This window comes from Rhizobium mesosinicum, assembly GCF_019511345.1.
In the GTDB taxonomy this organism is placed as follows: Bacteria; Pseudomonadota; Alphaproteobacteria; order Rhizobiales; family Rhizobiaceae; genus Rhizobium; species Rhizobium mesosinicum.
Window position 1 is genome coordinate 48,649 of record NZ_JAEUAK010000001.1, and the last position, 24,040, is coordinate 72,688.

The 24,040-nt window shown below is 59.7% G+C and carries 24 protein-coding genes; 12 read left to right on the forward strand and 12 right to left on the reverse strand.

The features are described 5' to 3' along the window. The first annotated feature begins 27 nt into the window (after positions 1–27). The 3 genes from JNB85_RS00255 to JNB85_RS00265 all read left to right on the forward strand — a co-directional run bounded on the left by JNB85_RS00255 (position 28) and on the right by JNB85_RS00265 (position 2,270). The gene (locus tag JNB85_RS00255) at positions 28–915 is read left to right on the forward strand and encodes an ABC transporter permease (RefSeq protein ID WP_220332390.1); all 888 of its coding nucleotides are present in this window, start codon (positions 28–30) and stop codon (positions 913–915) included. Continuing rightward, a complete protein-coding gene (locus tag JNB85_RS00260) occupies positions 908–1,927 on the forward strand; it encodes a quaternary amine ABC transporter ATP-binding protein (RefSeq protein ID WP_220332391.1) in 1,020 nt (339 codons plus the stop codon). The genes JNB85_RS00255 and JNB85_RS00260 overlap by 8 nt, the downstream gene beginning before the upstream one ends. A gap of 142 nt (positions 1,928–2,069) precedes the next feature. Next, positions 2,070–2,270 carry a hypothetical protein gene (locus tag JNB85_RS00265; protein ID WP_220332392.1) on the forward strand — a complete coding sequence of 67 codons (201 nt, stop codon included), beginning with the start codon at positions 2,070–2,072 and terminating at the stop codon, positions 2,268–2,270. A 321-nt stretch (positions 2,271–2,591) separates the two neighbouring features. Here JNB85_RS00265 and katG read toward each other — a convergent pair whose 3' ends face one another. After that, the gene (gene katG, locus JNB85_RS00270; protein ID WP_220332393.1) at positions 2,592–4,775 is read right to left on the reverse strand and encodes a catalase/peroxidase HPI; all 2,184 of its coding nucleotides are present in this window, start codon (positions 4,773–4,775) and stop codon (positions 2,592–2,594) included. Positions 4,776–4,978: 203 nt separating this feature from the next. Here katG and JNB85_RS00275 point away from each other — a divergent pair, with 203 nt between their 5' ends. Continuing rightward, positions 4,979–5,899, forward strand: coding sequence for a hydrogen peroxide-inducible genes activator (locus tag JNB85_RS00275; RefSeq protein WP_220332394.1), 921 nt, complete (start codon positions 4,979–4,981; stop codon positions 5,897–5,899). Between the two features lie 178 nt (positions 5,900–6,077). Next, a complete protein-coding gene (locus JNB85_RS00280) occupies positions 6,078–6,782 on the forward strand; it encodes an MgtC/SapB family protein (RefSeq protein WP_220332395.1) in 705 nt (234 codons plus the stop codon). 45 nt (positions 6,783–6,827) lie between these two features. Here JNB85_RS00280 and JNB85_RS00285 read toward each other — a convergent pair whose 3' ends face one another. Continuing rightward, the gene (locus tag JNB85_RS00285; protein WP_220332396.1) at positions 6,828–8,345 is read right to left on the reverse strand and encodes an FAD-dependent oxidoreductase; all 1,518 of its coding nucleotides are present in this window, start codon (positions 8,343–8,345) and stop codon (positions 6,828–6,830) included. 50 nt (positions 8,346–8,395) lie between these two features. Here JNB85_RS00285 and JNB85_RS00290 point away from each other — a divergent pair, with 50 nt between their 5' ends. Next, a complete protein-coding gene (locus tag JNB85_RS00290) occupies positions 8,396–8,881 on the forward strand; it encodes a MarR family winged helix-turn-helix transcriptional regulator (RefSeq protein ID WP_220332397.1) in 486 nt (161 codons plus the stop codon). Between the two features lie 74 nt (positions 8,882–8,955). Here the strand turns inward: JNB85_RS00290 and JNB85_RS00295 are convergent, their stop codons facing one another. The 6 genes from JNB85_RS00295 to JNB85_RS00320 all read right to left on the reverse strand — a co-directional run bounded on the left by JNB85_RS00295 (position 8,956) and on the right by JNB85_RS00320 (position 14,933). Further along, positions 8,956–9,729 carry an SDR family NAD(P)-dependent oxidoreductase gene (locus JNB85_RS00295; RefSeq protein ID WP_220332398.1) on the reverse strand — a complete coding sequence of 258 codons (774 nt, stop codon included), beginning with the start codon at positions 9,727–9,729 and terminating at the stop codon, positions 8,956–8,958. 11 nt (positions 9,730–9,740) lie between these two features. Beyond that, on the reverse strand, positions 9,741–10,466 hold the full coding sequence (locus JNB85_RS00300; protein WP_220332399.1) for an SDR family oxidoreductase: 726 nt from the start codon (positions 10,464–10,466) through the stop codon (positions 9,741–9,743). Between the two features lie 24 nt (positions 10,467–10,490). Continuing rightward, positions 10,491–11,765: a class II D-tagatose-bisphosphate aldolase, non-catalytic subunit gene (locus JNB85_RS00305; RefSeq protein ID WP_220332400.1), complete on the reverse strand. Its 1,275-nt coding sequence runs from the start codon at positions 11,763–11,765 to the stop codon at positions 10,491–10,493. Then, the gene (locus JNB85_RS00310) at positions 11,765–12,742 is read right to left on the reverse strand and encodes a tagatose kinase (RefSeq protein ID WP_220332401.1); all 978 of its coding nucleotides are present in this window, start codon (positions 12,740–12,742) and stop codon (positions 11,765–11,767) included. Before JNB85_RS00310 ends, JNB85_RS00305 begins: the two co-directional genes overlap by 1 nt. Positions 12,743–12,769: 27 nt before the next feature. Beyond that, positions 12,770–13,984, reverse strand: coding sequence for an ROK family protein (locus JNB85_RS00315; RefSeq protein WP_220332402.1), 1,215 nt, complete (start codon positions 13,982–13,984; stop codon positions 12,770–12,772). Between the two features lie 64 nt (positions 13,985–14,048). After that, the gene (locus JNB85_RS00320; RefSeq protein ID WP_220332403.1) at positions 14,049–14,933 is read right to left on the reverse strand and encodes a sugar phosphate isomerase/epimerase family protein; all 885 of its coding nucleotides are present in this window, start codon (positions 14,931–14,933) and stop codon (positions 14,049–14,051) included. 293 nt (positions 14,934–15,226) lie between these two features. Here JNB85_RS00320 and JNB85_RS00325 point away from each other — a divergent pair, with 293 nt between their 5' ends. The 6 genes from JNB85_RS00325 (at position 15,227) to JNB85_RS00350 (ending at position 20,547) form a co-directional block, all read left to right on the forward strand. Further along, the gene (locus JNB85_RS00325) at positions 15,227–16,660 is read left to right on the forward strand and encodes an ABC transporter substrate-binding protein (RefSeq protein WP_220332404.1); all 1,434 of its coding nucleotides are present in this window, start codon (positions 15,227–15,229) and stop codon (positions 16,658–16,660) included. A 97-nt stretch (positions 16,661–16,757) separates the two neighbouring features. Further along, on the forward strand, positions 16,758–17,633 hold the full coding sequence (locus JNB85_RS00330; RefSeq protein ID WP_220332405.1) for a carbohydrate ABC transporter permease: 876 nt from the start codon (positions 16,758–16,760) through the stop codon (positions 17,631–17,633). 4 nt (positions 17,634–17,637) lie between these two features. Continuing rightward, positions 17,638–18,474 carry a carbohydrate ABC transporter permease gene (locus JNB85_RS00335; protein ID WP_220332406.1) on the forward strand — a complete coding sequence of 279 codons (837 nt, stop codon included), beginning with the start codon at positions 17,638–17,640 and terminating at the stop codon, positions 18,472–18,474. A gap of 4 nt (positions 18,475–18,478) precedes the next feature. Next, on the forward strand, positions 18,479–18,685 hold the full coding sequence (locus JNB85_RS00340; protein ID WP_220332407.1) for a DUF2160 family membrane protein: 207 nt from the start codon (positions 18,479–18,481) through the stop codon (positions 18,683–18,685). 62 nt (positions 18,686–18,747) lie between these two features. Further along, the gene (locus JNB85_RS00345) at positions 18,748–19,809 is read left to right on the forward strand and encodes an ABC transporter ATP-binding protein (RefSeq protein WP_220332408.1); all 1,062 of its coding nucleotides are present in this window, start codon (positions 18,748–18,750) and stop codon (positions 19,807–19,809) included. 12 nt (positions 19,810–19,821) lie between these two features. Then, the gene (locus JNB85_RS00350) at positions 19,822–20,547 is read left to right on the forward strand and encodes an SDR family oxidoreductase (protein WP_220332409.1); all 726 of its coding nucleotides are present in this window, start codon (positions 19,822–19,824) and stop codon (positions 20,545–20,547) included. Positions 20,548–20,642: 95 nt separating this feature from the next. Here JNB85_RS00350 and JNB85_RS00355 read toward each other — a convergent pair whose 3' ends face one another. From JNB85_RS00355 to JNB85_RS00370, 4 genes are all read right to left on the reverse strand, one after another. Next, positions 20,643–21,437, reverse strand: a complete 795-nt coding sequence (locus tag JNB85_RS00355; RefSeq protein WP_220332410.1) for an HpcH/HpaI aldolase family protein — start codon at positions 21,435–21,437, stop codon at positions 20,643–20,645. Positions 21,438–21,463: 26 nt separating this feature from the next. Beyond that, complete coding sequence (locus JNB85_RS00360; protein ID WP_220333073.1) at positions 21,464–21,628, reverse strand: aldehyde dehydrogenase family protein; 165 nt, start codon at positions 21,626–21,628, stop codon at positions 21,464–21,466. Positions 21,629–21,735: 107 nt separating this feature from the next. Next, the gene (locus JNB85_RS00365; RefSeq protein ID WP_220332411.1) at positions 21,736–22,596 is read right to left on the reverse strand and encodes a sugar phosphate isomerase/epimerase family protein; all 861 of its coding nucleotides are present in this window, start codon (positions 22,594–22,596) and stop codon (positions 21,736–21,738) included. 70 nt (positions 22,597–22,666) lie between these two features. Continuing rightward, positions 22,667–24,037, reverse strand: a complete 1,371-nt coding sequence (locus JNB85_RS00370; protein ID WP_220332412.1) for an amidase — start codon at positions 24,035–24,037, stop codon at positions 22,667–22,669. Positions 24,038–24,040: the final 3 nt, after the last annotated feature.

Here is a 24,040-nt window from a genome sequence, read left to right on the forward strand (position 1 = left end):
CGCCACTATCTATTTTGGGGAACCGGTATGGATTGGCTCTGGAAATTTCCGACAATGAACGACGACGTTCTGCGTGAGCTGAAGAAGAGCGTCGATGAAGGATTTCGCGCCTTCACACGCGCTTATGGCGACAGCATCGAAGCGGCCTTCAGCCCGCTGCAGAGTTTTCTTATCTGGGCCGAACGGCTGCTGACCGGTACGCCCTGGCCAATCATTCTGATTGTTTTTGCCGCCATTGCCTGGTTTGCCAGCCGCAGCTGGAAAGTCGTCTCCGGCTGCGTTCTGACGCTGGTTGTCATTGGCTATTTCGACATGTGGCAGGATACGATGAAGACCGTGTCAATGATCTTCGTCTGTACCGTGCTTTCGATCGTGATCGGCCTGCCGCTCGGCATCCTGATGGCACGGTCGAATGCGATGCAGAAGATCGTCAATCCGATCCTCGACGTCATGCAGACCATGCCGAGCTTCGTCTACCTGATACCCGTCGTCATGCTTCTCGGCATCGGTCGCGTGCCTGGTGTCATTGCCGTCGTCATCTATGCCCTGCCGCCAATGATCCGCCTTACCAATCTCGGCATCCGCATGGTGGATGAGAATGTGCTGGAAGCAGCCGATGCCTTCGGCTCATCGAGCTGGCAGAAGCTTCGCAACGTCCAGCTGCCACTGGCGCTGCCGACCATCATGGCCGGTATCAACCAGACGATTATGATGGCGCTCGCCATGGTGGTCATAGCCTCCATGATCGGCGTGCAAGGGCTTGGTCAGCCGGTTCTCAAGGCCATCTCCAACCAGTATTTCACCCTCGGCGTTTTCAACGGTCTCGCAATCGTCGGCATTGCCATCATCTTCGACCGAATCAGCCAAGCCTATGGCCTGCGACTCCAGAAGCACCGGGAGATCGTGCATGGCTAGCAATTCGATCGAGATTCGGAACCTCTTTAAGATTTTCGGCCCGCGCGGCGGCGACTATGTGGAAGCCGTCCGCAAGGGCATGTCGAAGACCGAGCTCAACAAAGTGCATGGTCATGTGCTGGGGCTGAAAGACATCAACATCACCATCCCCGGCGGCAAGATCACCGTCATCATGGGTCTTTCCGGCTCCGGCAAGTCGACGCTGATCCGCCACATCAACCGGCTGATCGACCCGACTTCGGGCGAAGTCCTCTGCGGTGGCGAAGATGTCTGCCGCATGGATGCCTTGCAGCTTCGCGAATTTCGCCGCCGCAAGACCGCCATGGTCTTCCAGCGTTTCGGTCTGCTGCCGCATCGCAACGTGCTGCAGAACACGGTCTACGGCCTGGAAATCCAAGGCGTCGCCAAGGCCGAGCGTGAGGAGCGCGCCAATGCCTGGATCAGGCGCGTCGGCCTGGAGGGCTTCGGCGGGCATTATCCGAACCAGCTCTCCGGCGGCATGCAGCAGCGTGTCGGCTTAGCGCGGGCACTCACCAATGATGCCGAAATCCTGCTGATGGACGAGGCCTATTCCGCGCTCGATCCGCTGATCCGCGTCGACATGCAGACCGTCCTCCTCGATCTACAGAAGGACCTGAAGAAAACGGTCGTCTTCATCACCCACGATCTCGATGAAGCTCTCCGGCTCGGAGAGAAAATCGCCATCCTGCGCGACGGCGAGGTCATCCAGCAGGGTTCGGCGGCGGAGATCGTCCTCAACCCTGCCAATGATTACATCGAGGCATTCGTCAAAGAGGTCAATCGTGGCCGGGTCATCAAGATCGGTGCCGTCGCGAAAGAGATTTCGGTCGAAAGCCAGCTGCAGCTTTCCGAAGATATGGATCTCGAAGGAGCATTGCGGGAAATGTCTCGCGGTAACGTCTCCTCCGCCACGGTCATATCGCAGGAGGGCCGGCCGCTGGGCGGGGTTTCGCTGCAGCAATTGCTGGCGCTGCTTTTGCATCAGGCATGAAAATCTTAAGCAATCAGGCGGCATGCGCCCAAAACACATGCCGTTTGTTTAAACATGGTTAATTTTTTCATTATAATCATCTTGGAGAAGGAACCGAACGACACGTCCGGGTGTTGACAACACGCCGTGGAGGAGCCTGAAGATGTTAAAATTTTTCTCGATCAAGCCGCCGACTGAAGACTTCGACGCCGATACCGGCACCTATGCCGATGGCATGACCGACCGTTACTACCGCGATCTGACCGGCGTTACCGAACACCGCTTCCGCTCCGCCCACGAGCGCGATTATGGCGCAGCCCGCGAGATCGCTGGCTATGCGCCGCATGGCGTCACCGGGAACTGACCGGCATACTGCCTCTTTGCTGACATCAGGTGCGTAGCGCGCGATCCATTTCGATTGGGCTGAATTAGTTAGGGGTTGCGCAATTGGTCGGGTTTGTGGCCGCCCTTTTACGCCTTGACGATATACTGCGGATCCGACTTCGAAGCCGTTATCTTATGCCCTTTGACTTGGTCGGCTTCGGTTGCTTCTGGCGATCTTTCCGACGGTTTTTCCTGACTTCAGGACGCCCTTTGTCATTCCATCCATGCCGAATAGAGATGCCCGATCGCGCCGGCGTTGGACGCGGCGGGGAATGCCGCCGCGCCCAGACAGGTCGTTCAATCAAACGAGATCGAAACGATCGGCGTTCATGACCTTGTTCCATGCCGCAACGAAATCCTTGACGAACTTCGCCTTGCCATCCGACTGCCCGTAGACTTCAGCAAGGGCGCGAAGCTGCGAATGCGAGCCGAAGATCAGATCGACGCGGGTGCCGGTCCACTTGAGTTCTTTCGTCTTGCGATCGCGCCCTTCGTAGACGCCATCCTTGCCGGCAACGGGAGCCCAGACTGTGCCCATGTCGAGCAGGTTGACGAAGAAGTCGTTCGTCAGCACCTCCGGGCGCGCGGTGAAGACGCCATGCTCCGGCTTGCCCACCTTCAGGACGCGCAAACCGCCAACGAGCACGGTCATTTCAGGCGCAGTTAGCGTCAAGAGCTGGGCACGGTCGACGAGCGCTTCCTCGGGCTTCATGAACTGCTTACGCTTGTCGTTCACATAGTTGCGGAAACCATCGATGCGCGGCTCCAGCGCTGCGAAGGAAGCAGCATCGGTCTGCTCCTGTGAAGCGTCCATGCGGCCAGGGGTGAACGGCACGACGATGTCATGACCGCCGGCCTTCGCTGCTGTCTCGACACCGGCTGCGCCGGCGAGAACGATGAGATCGGCGAGCGAGATCTTCTTGCCGCCGGTCTGGGCAGCATTGAAGTCCTTCTGGATGCCTTCGAGAACGCCCAGAACCTTGGCGAGCTGCGCCGGTTCGTTGACTTCCCAGTCCTTCTGCGGGGCAAGACGGACGCGTGCGCCATTGGCGCCGCCGCGCTTGTCGGAGCCGCGGAAGCTCGAAGCGGCCGCCCAGGCGGTCGAGACCAGTTCCTGTACCGAGAGCCCCGAGACAGCAACCCTGGCCTTGAGACCGGCAATGTCCTGATCGTCAACGAGCGGATGGTCCACGGCCGGGATGACATCCTGCCAGATGAGGTCTTCCGCCGGGACTTCCTTGCCGAGGTAGCGGATTTTTGGACCCATGTCGCGGTGGGTCAACTTGAACCAGGCGCGGGCGAATGCATCGGCGAACTGGTCCGGGTTTTCGAGGAAGCGACGGGAGATCTTCTCGTAGATCGGATCGAAACGCAGCGCCAGGTCGCTCGTCAGCATGGTCGGCAGTCGCTTTTTCGAAGGATCGTAGGCATCCGGAATCGAAGCCTCGGCGTTCTTGGCCACCCACTGCTTGGCACCGCCTGGGCTCGTGGTCAGCTCCCACTCGAAAGCAAACAGATTTTCGAAGAAATAATTGCTCCACTGGGTTGGCGTCTGGGTCCACGTGACTTCCAGGCCGCTGCCAATGGCATCGCGACCGACGCCGCTGTTGAACTTGCTTGCCCAGCCGAGGCCCTGCGCCTCAAGTTCGCCACCCTCCGGATCGATGCCGACAAACGACGGATCGCCGGCGCCATGGGTCTTGCCGAAAGTATGGCCACCGGCGATCAGCGCCACGGTCTCTTCGTCATTCATCGCCATGCGAGCGAAGGTCTCGCGGATGTCGCGAGCCGATGCGAGTGGGTCGGGAGTACCGTTCGGGCCTTCCGGGTTGACATAGATAAGACCCATCTGCACGGCGCCGAGCGGCTCTGCCAGCTGGCGTTCGCCGCTATAACGCTCGTCGCCGAGCCAGGTGCCTTCCGGACCCCAGTAGAGCTCTTCCGGCTCCCAAACGTCGGCACGACCGCCGGCAAAGCCGAAGGTCTTGAAACCCATGGATTCGAGCGCGACGTTGCCGGTGAGGATCAGCAGATCGGCCCAGGAGATGCTATTGCCGTATTTCTGCTTGATCGGCCAAAGCAGGCGGCGGGCCTTGTCGAGGTTGACGTTGTCAGGCCAGCTGTTGAGGGGGGCAAAACGCTGCTGGCCCTGACCGGCACCGCCGCGACCGTCAGTGATGCGATAGGTTCCGGCGCTGTGCCATGCCATGCGGATGAACAGGCCGCCGTAATGGCCGAAGTCTGCCGGCCACCAGTCCTGCGAATCCGTCATCAGCGCGTGAAGATCCTTCTTCACCGCGTCGAGGTCGAGCTTCTTGAACGCCTCGGCGTAGTCGAAATCATTGCCCATCGGGTCGGCAAGACCGGAGTGATGATGAAGGATCTGCAAATCGAGATGGTTCGGCCACCAGTCGCGATTCCGTTTGCCGCGCGCCGCCGAATGATCAACGGGACATTTGCCCGCGCTGTCAGGTTTCTGGTCCATGATTTTCTCCTGTTGCTTGCTGTGACTGCCGCCTTAGGGCGGCCCGTGCGTTTAATCATTCGGCTTGGCTGCCTGCCCGACTGCCTTCCACTCCCTCAGGAGCTAGCAGCAGGATCGCTGCGCGTCCTCCCTTCACTCCTTCTTATCGGAAGCTCTTCATAAATTTAAGTTGGATTTGCTGATGGCTGCGATAAGCTGAGATTATGACCAATCTTACACTGAAACAGCTACGCTATTTTGAAGCCCTGGCCCGCCATGGCCGTTTCCGGCACGCCGCAGATGCCTGTGCGATCTCGCAGCCCGCCTTGTCCATGCAAATCAAGGAGCTTGAGGAACAATTGGGTGGCGATCTCTTCGAAAGAGGCGCCAAGGAAGTGAAACTCTCCGCCTTCGGGCAGCTGTTTGCCCTGCGCGTCCGCGACATTCTTCGCGCCGTGGATGAGCTTGCGGATTTTGCCCGTGTTTCGCAGGACAAGCTGCTGACGCGGCTCAGAATCGGAATCATCCCGACTATCGCACCCTATTTGCTGCCGGCGATCATCAGCGATCTGAACAGGACCTTCGACAACATTGAAATCCAGGTGCGCGAAACGCTGACTGCCAGGCTGGTGCACGAAGTGGCGCAAGGCGAGCTGGATCTGGCGGTGGTCGCATTGCCGGTATCGAAACCATCGCTCACCGAGCTCAAATTGTTTGAAGAGGAGTTCGTGCTGGTCCGGCGACGAGAAGACGGAGACAAGCCGGTGCCGGAACCCGAGGCCCTGCGCGAAATGCGTCTGCTTCTGCTCGAGGAGGGGCACTGCTTTCGCGATCAGGCTTTGTCATTCTGCGGCATAGAGTCGAGCCGTCCTCGGGAAATCATGGAGGGCAGTTCTCTTTCGACGCTGGTTCAGATGGTCAGCGCCGGCATTGGCATAACCCTGATCCCCGAAATGGCGGTGCCGGTCGAGACGCGTTCGGCGGATGTCTCCATCTCCCGCTTCCGCACGCCAAAGCCCTTGCGAACGATCGGAATCATCTGGCGCAATTCGACGCCTCTGGCCAAGCAACTGCTTCAGATTTCGGAGGTCATCCGCCATTCTGCCGCAAGCCTGCGCCATCAGGTCTCCACGGGGGGAGCCTGAACCGGCCGCTGCCGAATTCGTGACCGGCCGACAACCCCACTGGCCGGCTTGCCGGTTTCGCTCTAGCTTCCCGCACTAAACGATTGGCAGGAATCCGGCTTACGGAAGCCATCCCGGTAGAGGCCGAAGGCCTCCATGCCAGGGGGAGAGACGCTGATCGGTGACAAGGGAGCATGGAATGGATTTGATCGACCTGATGCCGATCACGCCCAGCTGGGTGGACATCGCAATCCGTCTGGCGGCAACGGTCATCGCCGGCGCATTCATCGGCCTCGACAGGGAGCGCGGGGGACATGTCGCGGGATTGCGCACGACCATCCTCGTCGGGCTAGCGGCCTGTCTTTCGATGATCCAGGCGAATATCCTCCTGGCAACGAGCCAGAGCGTAAACGGATCAATGGACATATTGCGCTTCCCACTCGGCGTCCTCACCGGCGTGGGCTTTATCGGTGGCGGGGCGATCCTGAGGAGGGGCGACATCACAACCGGCGTGACTACGGCGGCCACGCTGTGGCTGATCACGGCAATCGGCCTGTGTTTCGGCGGCGGGCAGATCGTAGTCGGGGCTATCGTGACCATTCTTGCCGTTCTGATCCTTTCCCCGCTGAAGCAGGTGGACCGGTGGATATCAGGTCAACAGAAAGGCATGGTCGCAATCAAACTGCCGGTTGACGCCGGCATTCCAGATCTGACGACAACGGCTATCGAACTCTCCGAGGCAACGTTTACCGGGCTCACGGATAGCAATGACGGGCATCGCGAGCTGATCTACGAGATCAGGTGGAAATCCGTGCGGGGCGCTCCGGGCACGGATCAAATCGCTGCATCGTTGGAAAGGAACTTCCGCGTCACCCGTTTCGAACATCGCACCACCGTGTCGTAGAACCATCGGCCTTCATGAGACCTAGGTGAGGTGCCGCGAAAGCACTCATCGGCCGGTTGCCGTCGCCCCTGCTCGCAACCCGACGGCATGAAGATAGGCTTCCAATGCCGCCACTTCGCCCTGCGAAACGATTGCGCCGACATAGCCATCCGGACGGATGAGAACCCGGTCGCCGGGCGCAACTTCGTAGGTGTCGCGGAATCGGTTCTCGCTGTCCACAAAGTAGCCACCTTGTCCGACGGCATGAATATGCAGTCCCTTGCGCGGCTGGACGGCAACCGTCTCCACCTCGAATTCCAGCAGCGTCCAATGGGGGCCCTTAAAGAGGTCAAACAGCCGCGCGGGTTGCCCTGCGGCGCCCCTCAACGGCGCGTCGGGAGCGCGGTTGCCGGCGAGGACGCGAGCCTGACGCGGTGTTCCTTCGAGCGAAAGGCTCGAACCGAGATAGCCGATATCCAGCTGCCGGACTTCACGGCCACGCCGAATGTCGCCGCGCTTCATCTCTTCGAGCAGTCTAGTAGCAAGTCCCAGCATGTTTGCCGCGATCGGGCGGCGCTCTTCCTCGTAGCTGTCGAGAAGTGTCTCCGGGGCGCCTGCTAGGACGGCTGCCAACTTCCAGCCGAGATTGTAGGCGTCCTGAACGCTGGTGTTCAGACCCTGGCCTCCCGTCGGCGGATGGGTGTGAGCGGCGTCACCGGCGAGAAAGACGCGGCCGACGCGATAGCTGTCGGCAAGCCGGGCATTCATGTTGAATGCCGATGCCCAAGAAACAGACTGGATAAGGATATCCGCGCGGCCTGTGCGCTCGGCACTCAGCGCCGTAAGTCCCTCGGCCGACAAATCTATGTCGCCTTCCAGAGGTATTGGTCCCTGCAGCTGGAAAAGCCCTGTTTCGGCCAAAGGGCAAAAGGATATCTGCGTCTCCATCGACCCTTCGTTGAAGCGATGCCAGACATCGCAGCTGAGCCCCGTCAGCGTGACATCGGCAACAATGGCGCGAACGCCGAGCGTCTTTCCGGGGAAGCCGACGGCGAGGGCCTGGCGTACGAAGCTTCGGCCGCCGTCGGTGCCGACGAGATAGCGTGTGCGGACGGTCTGCTCTCTATCTCCATCGGCAAGCCTTGCAGTCACGCCTCGGTCATCCTGTTCGAAGGCGATTAACGTACAGCCGAACTCAGGAGCATGGCCGAGTTCGGCAAGACGCTCCCGCATCGCCCTTTCCGTCAGGAACTGAGGCACGAGCAAAGGCAAACCATAAGGTTCCGACGGGAGCGGCTCGCTGGCCTCGACAAGCGCAACATCTTTCGTGCTACCGTCGCGGCGATATTCGCGCTGATGCGGATAGAAACCGCCGGATGCGGCAATCCTATCGACGATGCAAAGGTCCTCGAACACTTCCATGGTTCGCGGCTGTATCCCTTTGCCGCGCGAGCCTCGGAATGGATTGTCCATCTTCTCGATCAGCCGGAAGGACACACCCCGCCGGGCGAGATCGATCGCCAGTGTCAGGCCGGCTGCGCCGGCTCCGCAAATCAATACATCGATTGCGTGATCTTCTGTCATTGCTGTTGCTCCCTATTTGCGTGTATTATGCACATAACAGGAGATCAGAAATGCCGTCAACAAATAATGTGCAAAATACACATATTTCAGAACGCATACATGAGCTTCATGGATCGCTGCTTGAGATCGTCAGCGCCATGAATCGGCCGCAGCGGGATGAGGCAATGGTCAGAGAGGCAGGAATTTCGCTCGACCGCGCCCTCTTCCCTCTGCTCGTCGGAATCGAAAGACTGGGACCGATTGGTGTGGTCGAATTGGCCGACCGGACCGGCCGGGACTACACGACGGTCAGCCGTCAGGTCGCCAAGCTTGAGAGCCTAGGCCTCGTCAGACGACAACCAAGCGCGTCGGACCGCCGCGTGAGCGAAGCGACCGTTACCGTGAAGGGAAAAGCGATGACGGATCGCGTCGATGCGGCGCGTGAGAGGATAGGAATCGAGATATTCAAGACATGGGATCCGAATGATCTGGACAACCTGGTCCGCTTGATGCGGAAGTTTGCCGATGCCCTGAAGGATGATCCGGCCAAAAGCTGACGATGATCGTGCGGCAGGCGGAAGGGAGGCGCCAGCAGGATCGCAGGCGCCTCGAAACTTTCACCCGGGCCGGCCTACCAGCAGGTGTATCCTGCATCGACGTTGACGATTGCTCCCGTCATCAGGCTTGCCGCACCGGATGCGAGGAAGAGAACTGCGCTTGCGACCTCCTCCGGCGTGCCCATCCGACCCATCGGCGTATCGTTGAGCCAGATCGGTATCCGCTCGCGATTGGCTTCGACTGCCGCGACCATCGGCGTTTCGATATAAGTCGGAGCGACCGCGTTGATCCTGACACCGTGCTGTGCCCATTCGGCGGCCATGGAACGGGTGAGGTGATGAACGGCAGCCTTGGAGACGTTATAGGCTGTCTGCGGCTGCGGCCGATTGCAGATGATGCCGGACATCGAACCAAGATTGACGATCGCCCCGCGTTTCATCGCCACCATATGGCGGCCGAAGGAGCGCGAGCACCAGAAGACACCATTGACGTTGACATTCATCATCCGCAGCCAATCGGCATCCGTGACGTCTTCTGCAGCGATCCCGTTCTGGCCGATCCCAGCGTTGTTTACCAGGACCGTCGCCGGACGACCGCTTTCCGCGAGTTCATTGGCGATCGCCTCCATGCGGGAGGAATCAGTCACGTCACCGAGGCGCAGTTCGACGTCATATCCCTTGTCTCTAAGCGCCAACGCCTGCTCGGCGTCCGCTTCATTGCGCTCGATCACGACGACAGCGGCACCCGCTTCGGCGAGCGCGTGTGCGCAGCAAAGTCCGATGGCGCGTCCGCCGCCGGTGACGACCGCCCGTTCACCATCGAGACGGAATTTTTCCTGATAACTCACGGTTCGGCTCCTCAGATGTCGAATGCGCTTGGGAGAACGACGATGTCGCGGATCGTCACGTTACGGGGCCGCGTCAGCATGAACATGATCGCGTCTGCCACCTCTTTGGGTTCGATCAGGGCGCCCGCCTCCTTTGCCTTGCGGAGATTCTCCTCGGGCCAGTCGGCCAGCAGCGCGCTGATGACCGGGCCCGGCGAGACCGAGCCGACACGAATGCCGTTCTTCAGAAGTTGGCGGCGCATCGTCTGGACGAAGCAGTGCATCGCCCATTTCGACGGCGAATAGACAGGCTCCCATGGAACGGGCGAATGGCCGGCCACCGAACTCGTGACGATGATGTCGCCTGTACCACGTTCGATCATGTGCGGAATGACGCTCCGGACATTCTTGATGACGACATTGACGTTGAGGTTCAGCATCCGGTCGATGGCATCGAGATTGGCATCCGCGAGGTCACCGCCGATATAGGTGCCGGCATTGGCATGCAGAATGTCGAGCTGCCGCACCTTCGACAACACGCGGTCGAGAAGGCTAGCGCATGCCTGAGGATCCAACAGGTCCAGAGCGAGAGGTATCGCCCGTTCCCCGAGACGCTCGCAGGCTGCTTTTAACGCCTTCTCGTCGCGGTCGACGAGAACGACCGTGGCGCCGGCCGCGATCATCGCCTCCGTCGACGCCATTCCGATACCCGAAGCCGCGCCCGTGATCGCAGCGACCTTTCCATTTAACTCGTTCATTCTTTCCTCCTCGGTTAGGCGGCCTCATCTCGCTCCGCCGCATGCTGCATGATATTCGGCAAGGCTTCTCGTCACCCGCCAGATCAAAACCTCTTGCGGGTCGAACGGCGCATCAGAAAACCGTTCGGCTGCCGGCATGTGCTGCCAGAAGAGCGGAAGCGGTATGGATTTTCCGGCAAGTGCGCCGCAAAGGCGCGCAACCGCGGATTGGGCCTGCTCAGCGACCAAATAGTACCGAATGCGATCGGATAGCGAATAATGCCGAAGCCAGCGCTGCTCATCCTCCGTGCCGTAATAGTGACGGCTCCAGTGCTCCGGATGCGCCAGCATCAAAGCCTCCATCGCGGCATAGAGGGGACGCTCGCCATAGCCTGGCACCAGGTCGGATGCGATCAGATCCAGCCCGTAAAGGGCCTCACGCAGGACAAAGGTCAATTCCGGTCCGACCTTGAGTATCGCAAAACCGTCTTCGACGAGCGCGGCCAGCGGATTAGCGCCCTGATAATCGGTGGAATGCGCTTCAAACACGAATTGCGGCTCGTCATCGAGCACCTGCTTCAACGCGTCGATCTTGCTGCGATCGCACCTGATGACATTGTGGTTGCCGAACTCGACGCCCGGCTGGACCACCAGCCCGATGGCGCGTGCAAACGCCTCCATCAGACCGGCCTCGGCGAAGACTTGACGATGGATTTCGATCGTCCGTCTGGCGGCCAAAGCCGCTGTCGGCTCGATCGTGGTCAGCGCGTGATCCGCGCCACCGGGAGGAGGAACCTCCGTGCCGATCACATAGACCGGCATGGCACCCCCTGCCCGCCTTGCCGCGGTCTCTGCGATAGCGGCAAGGCGGGCAGCGCGACGAGCGGTCGTCTCGTCGTTCAATGCGGCGGGTTCACCCATGCAGCCCATCGACGCGTCCAGATGGATCTTGCGGAATCCGGCTGCGACATAGGCTGCCACCATCCTCTCGGCTTCCGCCATCGCCTCCTCGGCAGCACGATCCCGCCAGGGGCTCGGTCCGAGGTGATCGCCCCCAAGCACGATGAGGTCTCCCGGGCAGCGCTCCTCCTGAGCGATGCGCAGCACGAGAGCCGCAAAGTTCGCAGGTGTCATCCCGGTATAGCCGCCCAGATGGTTGACCTGGTTGCAGGTGGCTTCGATCAGGACGGTGCTTGAATGGTCACGGCCATGGCGCAGCGCTGCCCGCAACACGATCGGATGGGCCGAGCAGACGGAGGTGATACCGACAGGAGCCCGCTGGACCCTGAGTGCCGCCAATTCGTTGAGTGCTACTTGCATTAGGAGAGCCTTTCCGTCGAAGCGATGAACGCGTCGAGCTCCTGGCGGGTGCCGGCACCTTCCATCGGACCGCGGACTGTCACATTGCGCGCACCTGCAGCCGAACCATAGGTGAGAGCCTCGTCCGGCGACATTCCGAGCCGCCGGCAGGTGAGGTAGGCTCCGCCGAAGCAGTCGCCGGCGCCGGTCGGATCGACCTCCTCGACGAGGAACGCAGGCGCATCGATACGTTCCCCATTCCTGCCAAAATAGGTCGCACCCTCCGCGCCGCGCTTCAGAACGATTTCATTCACGCCGATCTCGAACAGGCGGCGGATCGCATTGGCTTCGCCCGTAATGCCTGCAGCACGCTCGAGTTCTTGCCCAGACGGCAGGAGAAGATCGGCGGCAGCGACAAGCCGCAGAAATCGGCGCTCGGTCTCCACATCGAGCTGCAACTCCTTGCGGATGTTCGGATCGACCGAGAGCGTGCCGCCGCGTGCCTTGACGATGTCGACCGCCTTGTCGATCACCTCCCGCGCGCTTGGAACCGAGAGAGCCGACCCCATCACATGTAGATGTCCGGTGCGGTTGATGAGATCGCTGACGCGCGGAGACCAGCCGAAGCGGGCGGCCGCGGACCTGGCGATATTGTAGACGAAGTCGCGAGAGCCGTCCTTGCGGTAGCGGACGAAGGCGCTTCCGGTCGGATAGTCAGGATGGACGGCAATGGTCGACACATCGACGCCGTCGCGCTTGAGGCGATCGATATTGACGCGACCGAAATCGTCATCGCCGACCGCGCCCACCATAGCTGCCGCTCCGCCGAGCCGGCCGCATTGCGAGATGAAGATCGCCGGCGCGCCGCTCGCAAACGGCCCGACGAGCGGCTGGGCTTCAAGGAACCCGTCTCCGACCGTCGTGGCAACGATCTCTACGAGGATCTCGCCGACACAAACCGTAGGGCCGAGATGATCCGGAGCCAGCACTGAAACCATTGCATTCCTGCCTTCGATAGGTGTTCGCTAAATCGCCGTTGACCGCTGTAAGCCACCGTCTTCGCTGCCGAACTCCTCGTTTTCGAGAGAGAGAAAGCGCCGGTGCAGCATGCATGCAGCCCCGAAGGCGGAACCGAACTCAGCATCGCCATCGACGACGATCTCGGGTGTCGGAAAAGGAATGTTCTGACCCTCCGACATATGGACCGCCACGCGGGCCGCCACCATCGGATAGAGCGAGGCCACGGAGCCCCCCAGCACGATCCTGTCAGGATCGAGCAGACGACAGGCCTGGAGCAGCGCATAGGCAAGATGCCGCGACCAGATCTCCGCTATGTTTACCGCGTCAGGAACACGATCGCGAACGTCTGCGAGGAAGTCCTGCAGATCGACGTCGGTGCGGCCGGTCGCATCCCGGTACCGCCGGATCAATACCTCGCGGCCGATCAGTTGCTCGAATTTCTGTCCGCCGCTTCCAGGCACGAGAGTATGGCCGATTTCGCCCGCAAGGCCGTGACCGCCACGAAACAGCCTGCCGTCGATCATGATCCCGCCGCCGACACCCGTCTCCATGAGCAGGAAGAGCGTCACGCCGCCAAGGCCGTGACGATAACTGTCACCGATCGCGAAAGCGTTGGCGTCATTTTCCACCGCGATCGGCACTTCGGCCGGAAAGGCCCTGCGCCCGATCTCCTTCAATGACACCTCACGCCAGCCGATGATCGGCGCAAGAGTTACAATTCCGTCCGGCCGGATATGCGCCGGCACAGATATGCCGAGGCCCTTACAGCGCTCTATCATCTGCTTCGACGTGGCGTCCATGATGAGCTCGACTCCACGCGCCACAGCCTCCTCGACCGTCGAGGACTGCGCGTGGAAGACTAGCCTGCGGGAGGCCCGCACATCTGCCGAAAAATCCACGACGACAGCAGATATATGCTCGACGCCAAGTTCGATCCCAGCGAAGAATGCAGCATCCGGAACCAGCTCGAGCATGATGCCCGGACGGCCGGCGCGGGATTGCTCCGAACGCAGTTTGCTGCTCTCGTCCGACTCCTGGACCAAGCCACCTTCCGTCAGTTCGGCAACGATCTCTCCCGACGACGAACGGTTCATTCCGAGCTTCCGCGCCAGATCGGCCCGGCTCAGGCGGCGATGGCTGTAGATCGTCTGCAGGGCTGCGACGATATTGTTTTGCCTGATCCTGCGCGGCGAGCTTCCGATGGAGACGGTGTCGTTCATATTCACTTCTCTTCAAATCGACCGCTCCAGCCTACACTTACGAAGCAGATCGGCAGAAGGATTATCAGGGGCGCGCGTTCGTGACGCGGCGCCGTTTGGCTTCTTCATATTTCAGCTCGATATAGCGCTTGGCATGCGCCGCCAGCGGATCATTCTCGGTCCAGGTGTCGCGCCAGATTGCGCAGGCGAGCGAGAGGCCTTCATCGACGACGGTGGTTGAAAAGCTTTCGAACACGATGTCGCGCTTGTAGTCGATATCGAGCAACGCATCGAAGATGAGATCGAAGTTGATGACGCCATCGCCGAGATAGCCGCGATTGCTTTCACCGATGTGGAAATAACCGATCTTGTCGCCGGCGAGCCGGATCGCGGCCGCCGGATTTGCTTCCTCAATGTTCATGTGGAAGGTGTCGAGATGCAGGCGGACATGGTCCGACCCCGTTTCGGAGATGAATTTCAACCCCTGGGCGGTCGTGTTCAGAAGGTTCGTCTCAAAGCGGTTCACGATCTCCAGGACGAGATCGACGCTCGCATCTTTTGCGATATCCGCAGTCGCAGCGATCGCCGCGACGCTATTATCCCAGCCCTTCTTCGTCGGCTGCCGGTTATACTTGGTGTGCGCGGAATAAAGGATGCCGCCGAGCTTGTTTCCGCCGATGTCGCGGACTGCACGCACGGCGTCGGCCAACATCTGCCTGCCGGCGGAGACTGCCGCCGTATCCTCGCTTGAGATATCCTTGTCGACAGGCAGCCCCATCGTCACACCAATCTCGACATCCAGCGATTGCGCAAGCTTCGCCAGACGATCGAGATTGAATCTCTCGGGGCGCAGATAGGCAAATTCGATTGTGCGGTATCCATGCTCGGCCGTCTTGTTGAGAGCCATCTCAAGGTTCTCCTGCGTTTGACCGCCTGTCCATACAAATGAATGGATTCCCAATCGGCGCATAGCTAATTCTCTCCGTCGGATGCCTCAATCGCGCAACAGCTATGCCATTTAGTATGGAGAAGCAACAAATAAATTCGCGGAGCATAGTTTGCCAATAGGAGAGAATTTCGTTGCAATGCAGCATTTTCTTCCGAATTTCCGTTGACGTACCCTTAGCGAAAATTACTTTCCACCGAAATCAACGAGATAGCACCCCATATTTGCAGGTTCAGACAACAAATGTTGCGTGTGCAGGGATTTTCATCTACACAATGGCCCAGCGAATGATCTCGCTGCTATCTGGGAGGATTGATATGAATTACGCTTGGAAGGCCAGCGCGCTTGCGCTGACGCTCAGCCTCGCCACCGCCGCTTCCCCGGCTTGGGCAGACTTCTGGTCCGACGCGGGCGCCAAATTCAAGGGCGTGACACTGCATGGCGTGACCGAAAGCACGCCGCCGTCCAACTACATCAAGAACGTGTTGGCTCCGGAATTCGAGAAGAAGACGGGCATCAAGGTCGAAATCGAGACGACATCCTGGGATCAGATGTACGACAAAGCCATCAAGGACATGGAAGCCAAGACAGGCATCTATGATATGGTCTACATCGAGCAGGACATCATCTACTCGTATCTGTCGCGCAATTTCCTGGTCAACATTACCCAGACGCTGAAGGATCAGGCGGACCTGAAGGCGCCGACCTACGATGACGCGAACTTCACCAGCTTCGCCGACTATTTCAAGGACAAGAAGGGCGATCTTTTCGGCGTTCCGATGGAGGCCTTCCTTAAGACTTACCTCTATCGCAAGGACCTTTTCGACGATCCGAAGATCAAGGAGGCCTTCAAGAAGGAAACCGGCAAGGATCTGAAGCCGGCGACCACGCATGAGGATTACACGCAGATCGCCGAATTCTTCACCAAGTATGGCAAGGACAACGGTCTGGAACTTTGGGGTACCACCGCTCAGGCCCATACAGGCCATGCTGCATCCTGGTACGAATATTTCGAATCCATCGCGCCGACCTTCGGCGTCTACAACTGGGGCATCGACGCCAGCAACAACTACGCGGCGACGGTTGAGCATGGCGGTGCGATGAACAGCGACAAGGCGAAGGCCGCGCTGAAATACTGGCTGCACCTGCGCGACATCGCCCCCCCGGAATCGACGCAATCAACCTGGACGGAGACTGCTACGACGTTTGCTGCGGGCCGCGTCGCTCAAGGGTTGATCTATGGTGAGAATGCGGCATGGATTGCGAGTGATCCCGCACAGTCTAAGGTGGTCGACAAAGTAGGCTTTGCCCTGCCGCCGCTCGAACCGGGTGTTCTGGAAGATGCAAAGTCCGGAAAGGGCTACATCGGTTATTATGACGGCGGCGCCTTCGGCCTGCCAGTCACATCCAAGAACAAAGAAGCCGCTCTGCTATTCCTTGAGTTCATGGGTCAGAACGACGTGCAGCCAGATTGGGCGATTGCTGCGCCGCGCATCACCAACAAGGCGACCTTCGACGATCCGAAGGTCAAGGCGATGGACGTCAAACTCGGCGGCTTTTACACAATGCTGAAGGACAAAGGCAAACTCTTCGCCGGCGCCCCTCCATATCCGTTCCACGCCCAGCTGCGTGAGGCAACCTTGCCGATCTTTTTCGACATCCTGACCGGCAAGATCGCGCCCGACGTGGGTCTCGATCAGATGGCTGCCAAGACGGAAGAAGAACTGACATCGCTCGGCTATCGCAAATAAGTCATCCTCCCCACCTTGGCGGGTCGTCTTCGCTTGGCGACCCGCTCCTTTTCTGGCTCAAAAGGCCACCCTGAGGGGTGCCGAAGAGGATGAGGCAATGCATTCACAAAAGCTTGGATGGCTGCTGCTGTCACCGACGATCCTGATCCTCGGGCTCTTCGGCATCTTTCCTTTCATCTACGTCGTCTGGGTTTCGTTTCACCAGTGGAACCCTTTTGCAGCAAATCCGCTGATGGTCTTCAATTGGGCGTCGAACTACCGGAGCCTCGTCTTCGACCAGCAGTTCCTGGCCTCGCTCGGCATTACCATCGCCTTCGTGTTCTTTGCCGTCGTTTCCGAACTCATTCTCGGTTACGTGCTCGCGCAGGCGCTGATGAAGGACTTTCCAGGAAAAGCCTTCTTCCGCACAATCCATACCCTTCCTCTTATCATGGCACCCATCATCGTCGGATCGGTGTGGAAGCTGATGACGACACCGTCGATCGGCATTATCCCATACCTGCTGCGAAGCTGGTTCGGCTATGATCTGAACATCGGCCAGAGTGCCGCCGCGGCCTTCACAATCACTGTTATCATGGACGTCTGGCACTGGACGCCGCTGGTCACCCTCTCTCTGATCGCCGCATTGGTCTCGCTTCCGCGAGATCCCTTCGAGCAGGCGCAGATCGACGGCGCCGGCAACAGCCAGATCTTTTGGCATATTACGCTCCCCCTGATCCGCCCTGCCCTCCTGGCCACGGTATTCATCAGGCTCATGGACGCATTGCGCACGGTCGACGAAGTCCTGATGTTGACAGGCGGCGGTCCAGGGTCGTCGACGCGCTACATCGGCGTCCATATCTTCAGGGAGGTCTTCCCGAAGACGAACTACGGCTACGGTTCGGCGATCTCCGTCGTCGTTCTCTACCTGACCATCGTCGTCTGCTGGCTGCTCTACGTTGGCCTGATTGCTCCGCGCGCGAAGAGAGGCTGATGCTATGAAGAGACAGAACCCCTGGCTTCCGGTTCTCTTGTGGACGCTGATAAGCTTCGCGACCCTCTTTCCGATCTACTGGCTCTTCGTCATATCGGTGAAGCAGCCCTTCGATCTGTTCTCGACGCCGGATGTCCTCATCAGGAGCTTCTTCTGGAAAAACTACCAGGACGTCCTCACCAATGAGACCTTACGGCGTTACATGTTCAACTCGCTGATCATTTCGTCGGGCAATGCGATCCTGGTAACGACCCTCGGCTTTCTTTCGTGCTATGCGCTGACGCGCTTCGATCTTGCAGGCAAGGAAAGTATCTTCTTCTGGACGATCACCAACCGCATGGCGCCGCCGGCGGTCTTCCTGCTGCCGCTCTTCCTGCTGCTGACGCAGGTCTACAGGATCGGAGACTTTTCGCTGGCCGATTCCCGGCTGGGCATGATCCTCGTCTACTGCTCCTTCAACCTCCCCTTTGCCATTTGGACCCTGCGACCGACAGTAGAGGGGATTCCCAAAGAACTGGACGAGGCTGCCTATATGGACGGCGCAAGCCCGTGGATGGTCCTCTACGACATCGTCTTTCCTCTAGCCCGACCAGGCCTTGCAGTTACGCTTATCCTCACCTGGGTCTTCGCATGGAACGAATATCTGCTTGCCGCAACGCTTACCAACTTCAACGCCCGCACACTCACCACCGGCTTGTCGGAATACGTGACGACGACAGGGACGGCCTGGGGCATCATGGCGGCAATCTCGATGCTGACATTGGTCCCGGCGCTTATCGTCTTCTCGGTGGTGCAGCGTCACATCGTTGCAGGCCTTACCTTCGGAGCAGTGAAAGGATAGCGACATGGCGTCGGATTCTCGAAGCAATGAAAAACAGCCAGGATTCCTGCCGATCGAAACGAACTGGTTCGACCGGCTGTTCATCTCAATCGTGATCTGGGTCGCGCTCTCTCTGCTCTGGATGCGCTTCATCGAACCGCTCGGGCTGTCGGTGTGGTTTGCGGCGGCAATATCCGCCGTGTTCGGAGCCTATATCATCTGGAAGGGGTAAGCATTTGAGTTCTTTACTGCATTACCAAGAGACAGGCCGTGCGGCATCAGGGAGAAACGACATTGGCAAACGTACAGGTTAGCGACGTCACCAAGAGATATGGCGCACTTCAGGTTATGCACGGCGTTAGCGTCGATATCGAGGACGGCGAGTTCGTCGTGCTCGTTGGCCCCTCCGGCTGCGGCAAGTCCACGCTGCTGCGCATGATCGCTGGCCTCGAGACCGTCAGCAGCGGCGACATCAGGATCGGCGGCCGCGTGGTCACCAACGCCCCGCCGAAGGAGCGTGACATCGCCATGGTCTTTCAGAGCTATGCGCTCTACCCTCACAAAACGGTCGCCGAAAACATGGGCTTTCCGCTGAAGATGGCGAAACGTCCGAAATCGGAGATCGACGAGAAGGTCGGCAGGGCAGCAGAAATCCTCGACCTGACGCGCTATCTCGACCGCTATCCGAAACAGCTGTCGGGCGGGCAACGGCAACGCGTCGCCATGGGCCGGGCGATCGTCCGCGACCCGCAAGTCTTCTTATTCGACGAGCCGCTGTCCAACCTCGATGCCAAGCTTCGCGTGACCATGCGCGTCGAAATCAAGGAACTTCACCAGCGGCTGAAAACCACCACCGTCTACGTCACCCATGACCAGATCGAAGCCATGACGATGGCGAGCAAGATCGTCGTCATGCGGGACGGAAGAGTGGAACAGATCGGCAAACCGCTCGACCTTTACGATTTCCCCGCCAATCTCTTCGTCGCCGGCTTCATCGGCAGCCCTGCAATGAACTTTCTCCAGGGCAAGATCGCATCCCGGGAAGGCAAACAGGTCGTCGTCACCGATCAGGGTGTCGTCCTGCCCGTGGATCGCGTGAATGCCGAGGACGGCAAGCCAGTGACTTACGGCATTCGCCCGGAGCACATCACCATCAGCGACGACGGCATTCCGGTTGAGGTGTCGGTATATGAGCCGACCGGCTCCGAAACACTGATCTTCGGCCGCGTCGGCGGGGCACCGATCGATGCTCTCATTCGCGAACGTATCGAGGTCGAGCCCGGCAAGACGGTGCATTTTCATCTTGATCCCCGGCGTGTTCATATCTTTGATCAGGCAACGGGTCAGCGACTGTAAGGCGAGAAACAAATGAATTTCGAAGCTAAGAAAGTAATCGTCACCGGCGCCGGCAAGGGTATCGGCCGCGTCGTCGCAGAGATACTGGTGAAGCGCGGCGCGAAGGTCGCGGCCCTGACCAGAAGTGCCGATGACGTCGTTTCGCTCCGTGAGGACTTAGGCTGCCAGGCCATTCAGGTCGATCTTGCCGATGCAAAGGCAACGCGCGAGGCGGCCCGCGCCGCACTTCCAGCGGACTTCCTCGTCAACTGCGCAGGAACGACCGAACTGCAGTCCTTCCTCGACACCACGGTCGAAGCATTCGACCACCTGATAGCGGTCAACACACGCGCTCCGATGATCGTGGCACAAGAGTATGCTCGTTTCCTGATCGAAGAAGGTCGCCACGGCGCCATCGTCAATGTCTCCTCGGTTGCCTCTTTCGTCGGCATACCGGATCACGCGGCCTATTGTGCTTCCAAGGGCGGCCTTGATGGCCTGACGCGCGTTATGGCTAAGGAACTGGCGCCGAAGGGCATCCGCGTGAATGGCGTCCATCCGACGGTGACACTGACGCCAATGGCGATCAAAGCCTGGAGCGACCCCGAGAAGGCCGCCGGCATGTTGAACCGCATTCCGGTCGGTCGGTTCGCAGAGTCCGAAGACGTGGCAGAGGTGATCCTCTTCCTGCTCTCGGACGAAGCGGCAATGGTCAACGGCATCTCCATGCCGGTTGATGGCGGTTACATGATCGCGTGAGAGGCAGCACGGTCTGATCAGAGAGGATGCGTTTTGCTGCGCCAACGCAGAAGCTCGCATCCCGTTTACGATTGAACCGTAGCGGCTGAATTGGATCAGCCGCCGGAAGCGATCTTCCTTGCGGTGTTGATTGCCCTGCGGGCGCCGGATCGCAACTGCGCGGTCTCCGCTCCTGCAATGACGAAGGCGAAACCAAATTTCAAAAGTTCGCCGGCGCGTTCGCCGTCGCCAGCAAAGGCGCAGGCGAACTTTCCGTGCGCGCGGCAACGGACAACGGCGTGCTGCATGGCGCTATCGATTTCGGCAGCGTTCGGGGCGACCTGGTCGCCGTTGGATAGCGCAATGGAGAGATCCGAAGGACCGATGAAGATGCCATCGATGCCGGGAATGCCAAGGATATCGTCGATCGCTTCGAGCGCCGCACGCGTCTCGACCATGGCAATCGCGACTGTCAGGTCATTGGCCTTCTTGAGATAGTCATCGGCCGAAAGGCCGGTATGGTTGAGCGCGAGAGACGGCCCCCAGCTGCGCTCACCGACCGGGGGATATTTGGTTGTCCTTATGAAAGCCCTCGCATCCTCGGCAGAATTGATCATCGGCGCAATGATGCCGGACGCGCCAGCATCGAGGAGGCGGGAGGCAGAGGCGAAATCGCCGACCGGAATACGTGCGATTGCCGGTTTGCCGGCAACTCGTGCATGGCCGACGGCGGAAGCAGCCGAGGAGAGATCCCACATGCCATGCTGCATATCGAGCACGACGGCGTCGAAGGCTTCCTGGGCCAGATGATTGACCAGCAGCGGGTCGGGAATGCCCACCCAAGCGGAAATCATCCCGCTGTCGTGGTTCCTAATCCCGGCTGCAAAGCCGTCGATGTCGATTGCGCTCATGGCATTCTCCTCAATTCGCCAGGCCATCAATAGCCGTGTATTAACCTTGGGAAACGCTTCGATGCATATTTCGAACCGTCCCGGCCGATGCCGGACCTCCTCATGCCGCCGATAGATGCGATCGCCGTCGAGATGAGTCTCTCGTTGATACCGACAATGCCGAATTCCAGAGCCTCGGCAACCCGGAAGATGCCGCCGCCGGTACTGACATGGCAACATAACCGAAATCAGAGCGCGTATCGGCCGCGATCATTTGAAAACGACGTGCGGCGAGGATGGAAGAACGGGCTGGAACAGCCTAAGCCGTGCGGCGCAACGGGGCGTCTTGAAGGAATTCCTCGATGAAGCGCTTCTGCAGCAGGATGCCATCCCACTCATCCGCAAAGAACGGCGAGTCGTAGATCAGCGTGTAAGGTCCTTGATAGCCGGCCTTTTCGCACATTTCCAGGCAAAGGCGGTAGTCTGCAGCATCCAGTCCGGAGGCATTGTAGTCGGCCTTGGCATGGCAGATTTCGGCGCGGCGCATGATATCCGCCAGCCCTTCATATTTGGCCGGGGCGGGCCAGTTTCCGAGGTCGCCGTTGAGGCCGATCTTTCCGTCGAGCTCGTCCAGCAGCCAGTTCATTTCCTTCGGCGAAGGCAGAAGGGCGAACCAGTTTTCGGTGACGACGCGCACGCCGCTCCCCTCTGCCTGAGTGCCCAGCCACTTCAGGTGCCTTGCAGAACGAGCAAGATTTTCCTCATTCGGCGCCTGCTTGCCGGCAATGACGCGGATCCGCTCGGCACCAAGCTTTTTTGCAATATCGATCCAATCGGCAATCCAGCCTATGTCACGCTCAGCCGTCTCGGCATTGCTGGGATCGCCGTCCTCGACGAGCAGCGTCTGGAAAAGGATATCGGAGGCACGCAGCGCATCGCGAAATTCGGTGAGATAGGAGGCGTCCAGGCTCGGCAGGTGGAACGAGCAGACCTCCAGCCGGCCCAATCCGCGCTCGGCAAGCATGCGTGGCACGTCGAGCAGGCTCACGGTGCCCGGCCCATAGGGCTCCTGGCGTACCGCGCTTTTCTTCGGATCGGGACCATAGGGGTAAGTTGCACTCAGCATCCTGTGAAGCGACCATGTAGAAACTGCAAACCGGCCGTTCTGCAAAGCCTGCATCTTTCATCTCCTCCCGTTTCCTCGCGAGGACTCTGGCAAGAATGGCGCGCCACATCAAGCCCGCAATCGCCTAGATCCAGTCGCCGCGAATGACCGCTTCCGCCGCCAGCGAGACGGCAAGCAGCGCTTCGTCCCTATTAGCAGGGGCTGAGAGAAGGAAGCCGACCGGCATATCCGCCTCGCCCTTGCCGCAGGGAATTGAAACGCCACACCAGTCCAGGAAATTGCCGAGCGCGGTGTTGCGCAACATCTTGACGTTCGCGGCGAAGAAAAGCTCGTCATTATGCTCAAGTGCCGCTATCGGCGGCGCCACGTGGGCGACCGAAGGAAAGGCGAGGAAGCGATTGCCGACAAGTCGGTCGACTTCGGCGATCAGGCGGGTGCGCTCGGCAAGAATAGCAATGTAATCGACCATGCCGGTCTTCTCGCCGAGCCGTGTGCGCAGGACGACGCGATGATCCATCCGCGCTGCCTCCGGCCCTGCAAGCCGTTCGCGGTGGAGAGCGAAGGCTTCGGCGGTGACCAGAGCACCATGTTTTGCCATCAGCGCCAGGATTTCCTCAAAGGCTGGAATGTCGATGGAACTGATATGCGCGCCAGCGCTGCGCAGTCGCTCCACACCGCCTTCGAAGGCTTCGGCGATGCCAGAGCCCAAGCCATCGAACACGATATTCCTGACAATGACGATTTCTACGCCCTTCAGCGACTGCCGGATTACCGTCGGCGCCGTCAACCCGCGCATGGCCGCGTCGATCCAGACGGCGTCCTGCACGGAACGGCAGAGGGGACCGAGCGAGTCGAGGCTTGCAGCCAGTGGATAGACGCCTTCCATGGCATAGCGCCCGCGCGTCGCTTTATAGCCGACGATGCCATTCAGGGCGGCGGGAATACGCACCGAACCGCCAGTATCCGTGCCCATTGCAACCGGTACTAGGCCTGCGGCAACCGCCACGCCGGCGCCGGAGGACGACCCACCGGGAATGCGCGGCTCGTCCTTGCTGTGAGGATTTTCCGGCGTGCCGTAATGCGGATTGATGCCGAGCCCGGAGAAAGCGAATTCGCTCATATTGGTACGGCCGACGGCAAGCATGCCGGCATTCTTGAGCGTTGTGACGATAGCCGCGTCCCGCTTCGCAGGCGGATCCTCCGCCAAAATCACCGAACCGGCCGTAGTTGCTATGCCTTCGATGTCGAAAAGATCTTTCCAGGCGATCGGAATGCCATCCAGCGCACCGAGCGAACGGCCGTCGCGGATACGCTTCGAGGAAGCACGAGCCTCCAGCACCGCGCGCTCGCGCAACAGCACAGTGAAGACGGCCTTGTCGGCATATTGCTCGATCCCGTCGAAGATTGCCTCTGCGATTTCAACCGGATCGGCCTTGCCGCTTTGGATGAGGAAGGAAAGCTGCGCGATAGACATCGCACCGAAAGTCGGGGCCATGAG

What these genes read in the sequence shown, in the direction of transcription:
- JNB85_RS00280 (WP_220332395.1), top strand. Translation starts at nt 6,078, where the DNA reads ATGGATTTGATCGACCTGATGCCGATCACGCCCAGCTGGGTGGACATC.
- JNB85_RS00300 (WP_220332399.1), bottom strand. Translation starts at nt 10,466, where the DNA reads ATGAACGAGTTAAATGGAAAGGTCGCTGCGATCACGGGCGCGGCTTCG.
- JNB85_RS00325 (WP_220332404.1), top strand. Translation starts at nt 15,227, where the DNA reads ATGAATTACGCTTGGAAGGCCAGCGCGCTTGCGCTGACGCTCAGCCTC.
- katG (WP_220332393.1), bottom strand. Translation starts at nt 4,775, where the DNA reads ATGGACCAGAAACCTGACAGCGCGGGCAAATGTCCCGTTGATCATTCG.
- JNB85_RS00290 (WP_220332397.1), top strand. Translation starts at nt 8,396, where the DNA reads ATGCCGTCAACAAATAATGTGCAAAATACACATATTTCAGAACGCATA.
- JNB85_RS00255 (WP_220332390.1), top strand. Translation starts at nt 28, where the DNA reads ATGGATTGGCTCTGGAAATTTCCGACAATGAACGACGACGTTCTGCGT.
- JNB85_RS00370 (WP_220332412.1), bottom strand. Translation starts at nt 24,037, where the DNA reads ATGGCCCCGACTTTCGGTGCGATGTCTATCGCGCAGCTTTCCTTCCTC.
- JNB85_RS00340 (WP_220332407.1), top strand. Translation starts at nt 18,479, where the DNA reads ATGGCGTCGGATTCTCGAAGCAATGAAAAACAGCCAGGATTCCTGCCG.
- JNB85_RS00310 (WP_220332401.1), bottom strand. Translation starts at nt 12,742, where the DNA reads ATGGTTTCAGTGCTGGCTCCGGATCATCTCGGCCCTACGGTTTGTGTC.
- JNB85_RS00330 (WP_220332405.1), top strand. Translation starts at nt 16,758, where the DNA reads ATGCATTCACAAAAGCTTGGATGGCTGCTGCTGTCACCGACGATCCTG.
- JNB85_RS00355 (WP_220332410.1), bottom strand. Translation starts at nt 21,437, where the DNA reads ATGAGCGCAATCGACATCGACGGCTTTGCAGCCGGGATTAGGAACCAC.
- JNB85_RS00305 (WP_220332400.1), bottom strand. Translation starts at nt 11,765, where the DNA reads ATGCAAGTAGCACTCAACGAATTGGCGGCACTCAGGGTCCAGCGGGCT.
- JNB85_RS00285 (WP_220332396.1), bottom strand. Translation starts at nt 8,345, where the DNA reads ATGACAGAAGATCACGCAATCGATGTATTGATTTGCGGAGCCGGCGCA.
- JNB85_RS00265 (WP_220332392.1), top strand. Translation starts at nt 2,070, where the DNA reads ATGTTAAAATTTTTCTCGATCAAGCCGCCGACTGAAGACTTCGACGCC.
- JNB85_RS00260 (WP_220332391.1), top strand. Translation starts at nt 908, where the DNA reads ATGGCTAGCAATTCGATCGAGATTCGGAACCTCTTTAAGATTTTCGGC.
- JNB85_RS00335 (WP_220332406.1), top strand. Translation starts at nt 17,638, where the DNA reads ATGAAGAGACAGAACCCCTGGCTTCCGGTTCTCTTGTGGACGCTGATA.
- JNB85_RS00320 (WP_220332403.1), bottom strand. Translation starts at nt 14,933, where the DNA reads ATGCGCCGATTGGGAATCCATTCATTTGTATGGACAGGCGGTCAAACG.
- JNB85_RS00275 (WP_220332394.1), top strand. Translation starts at nt 4,979, where the DNA reads ATGACCAATCTTACACTGAAACAGCTACGCTATTTTGAAGCCCTGGCC.
- JNB85_RS00315 (WP_220332402.1), bottom strand. Translation starts at nt 13,984, where the DNA reads ATGAACGACACCGTCTCCATCGGAAGCTCGCCGCGCAGGATCAGGCAA.
- JNB85_RS00350 (WP_220332409.1), top strand. Translation starts at nt 19,822, where the DNA reads ATGAATTTCGAAGCTAAGAAAGTAATCGTCACCGGCGCCGGCAAGGGT.
- JNB85_RS00365 (WP_220332411.1), bottom strand. Translation starts at nt 22,596, where the DNA reads ATGCAGGCTTTGCAGAACGGCCGGTTTGCAGTTTCTACATGGTCGCTT.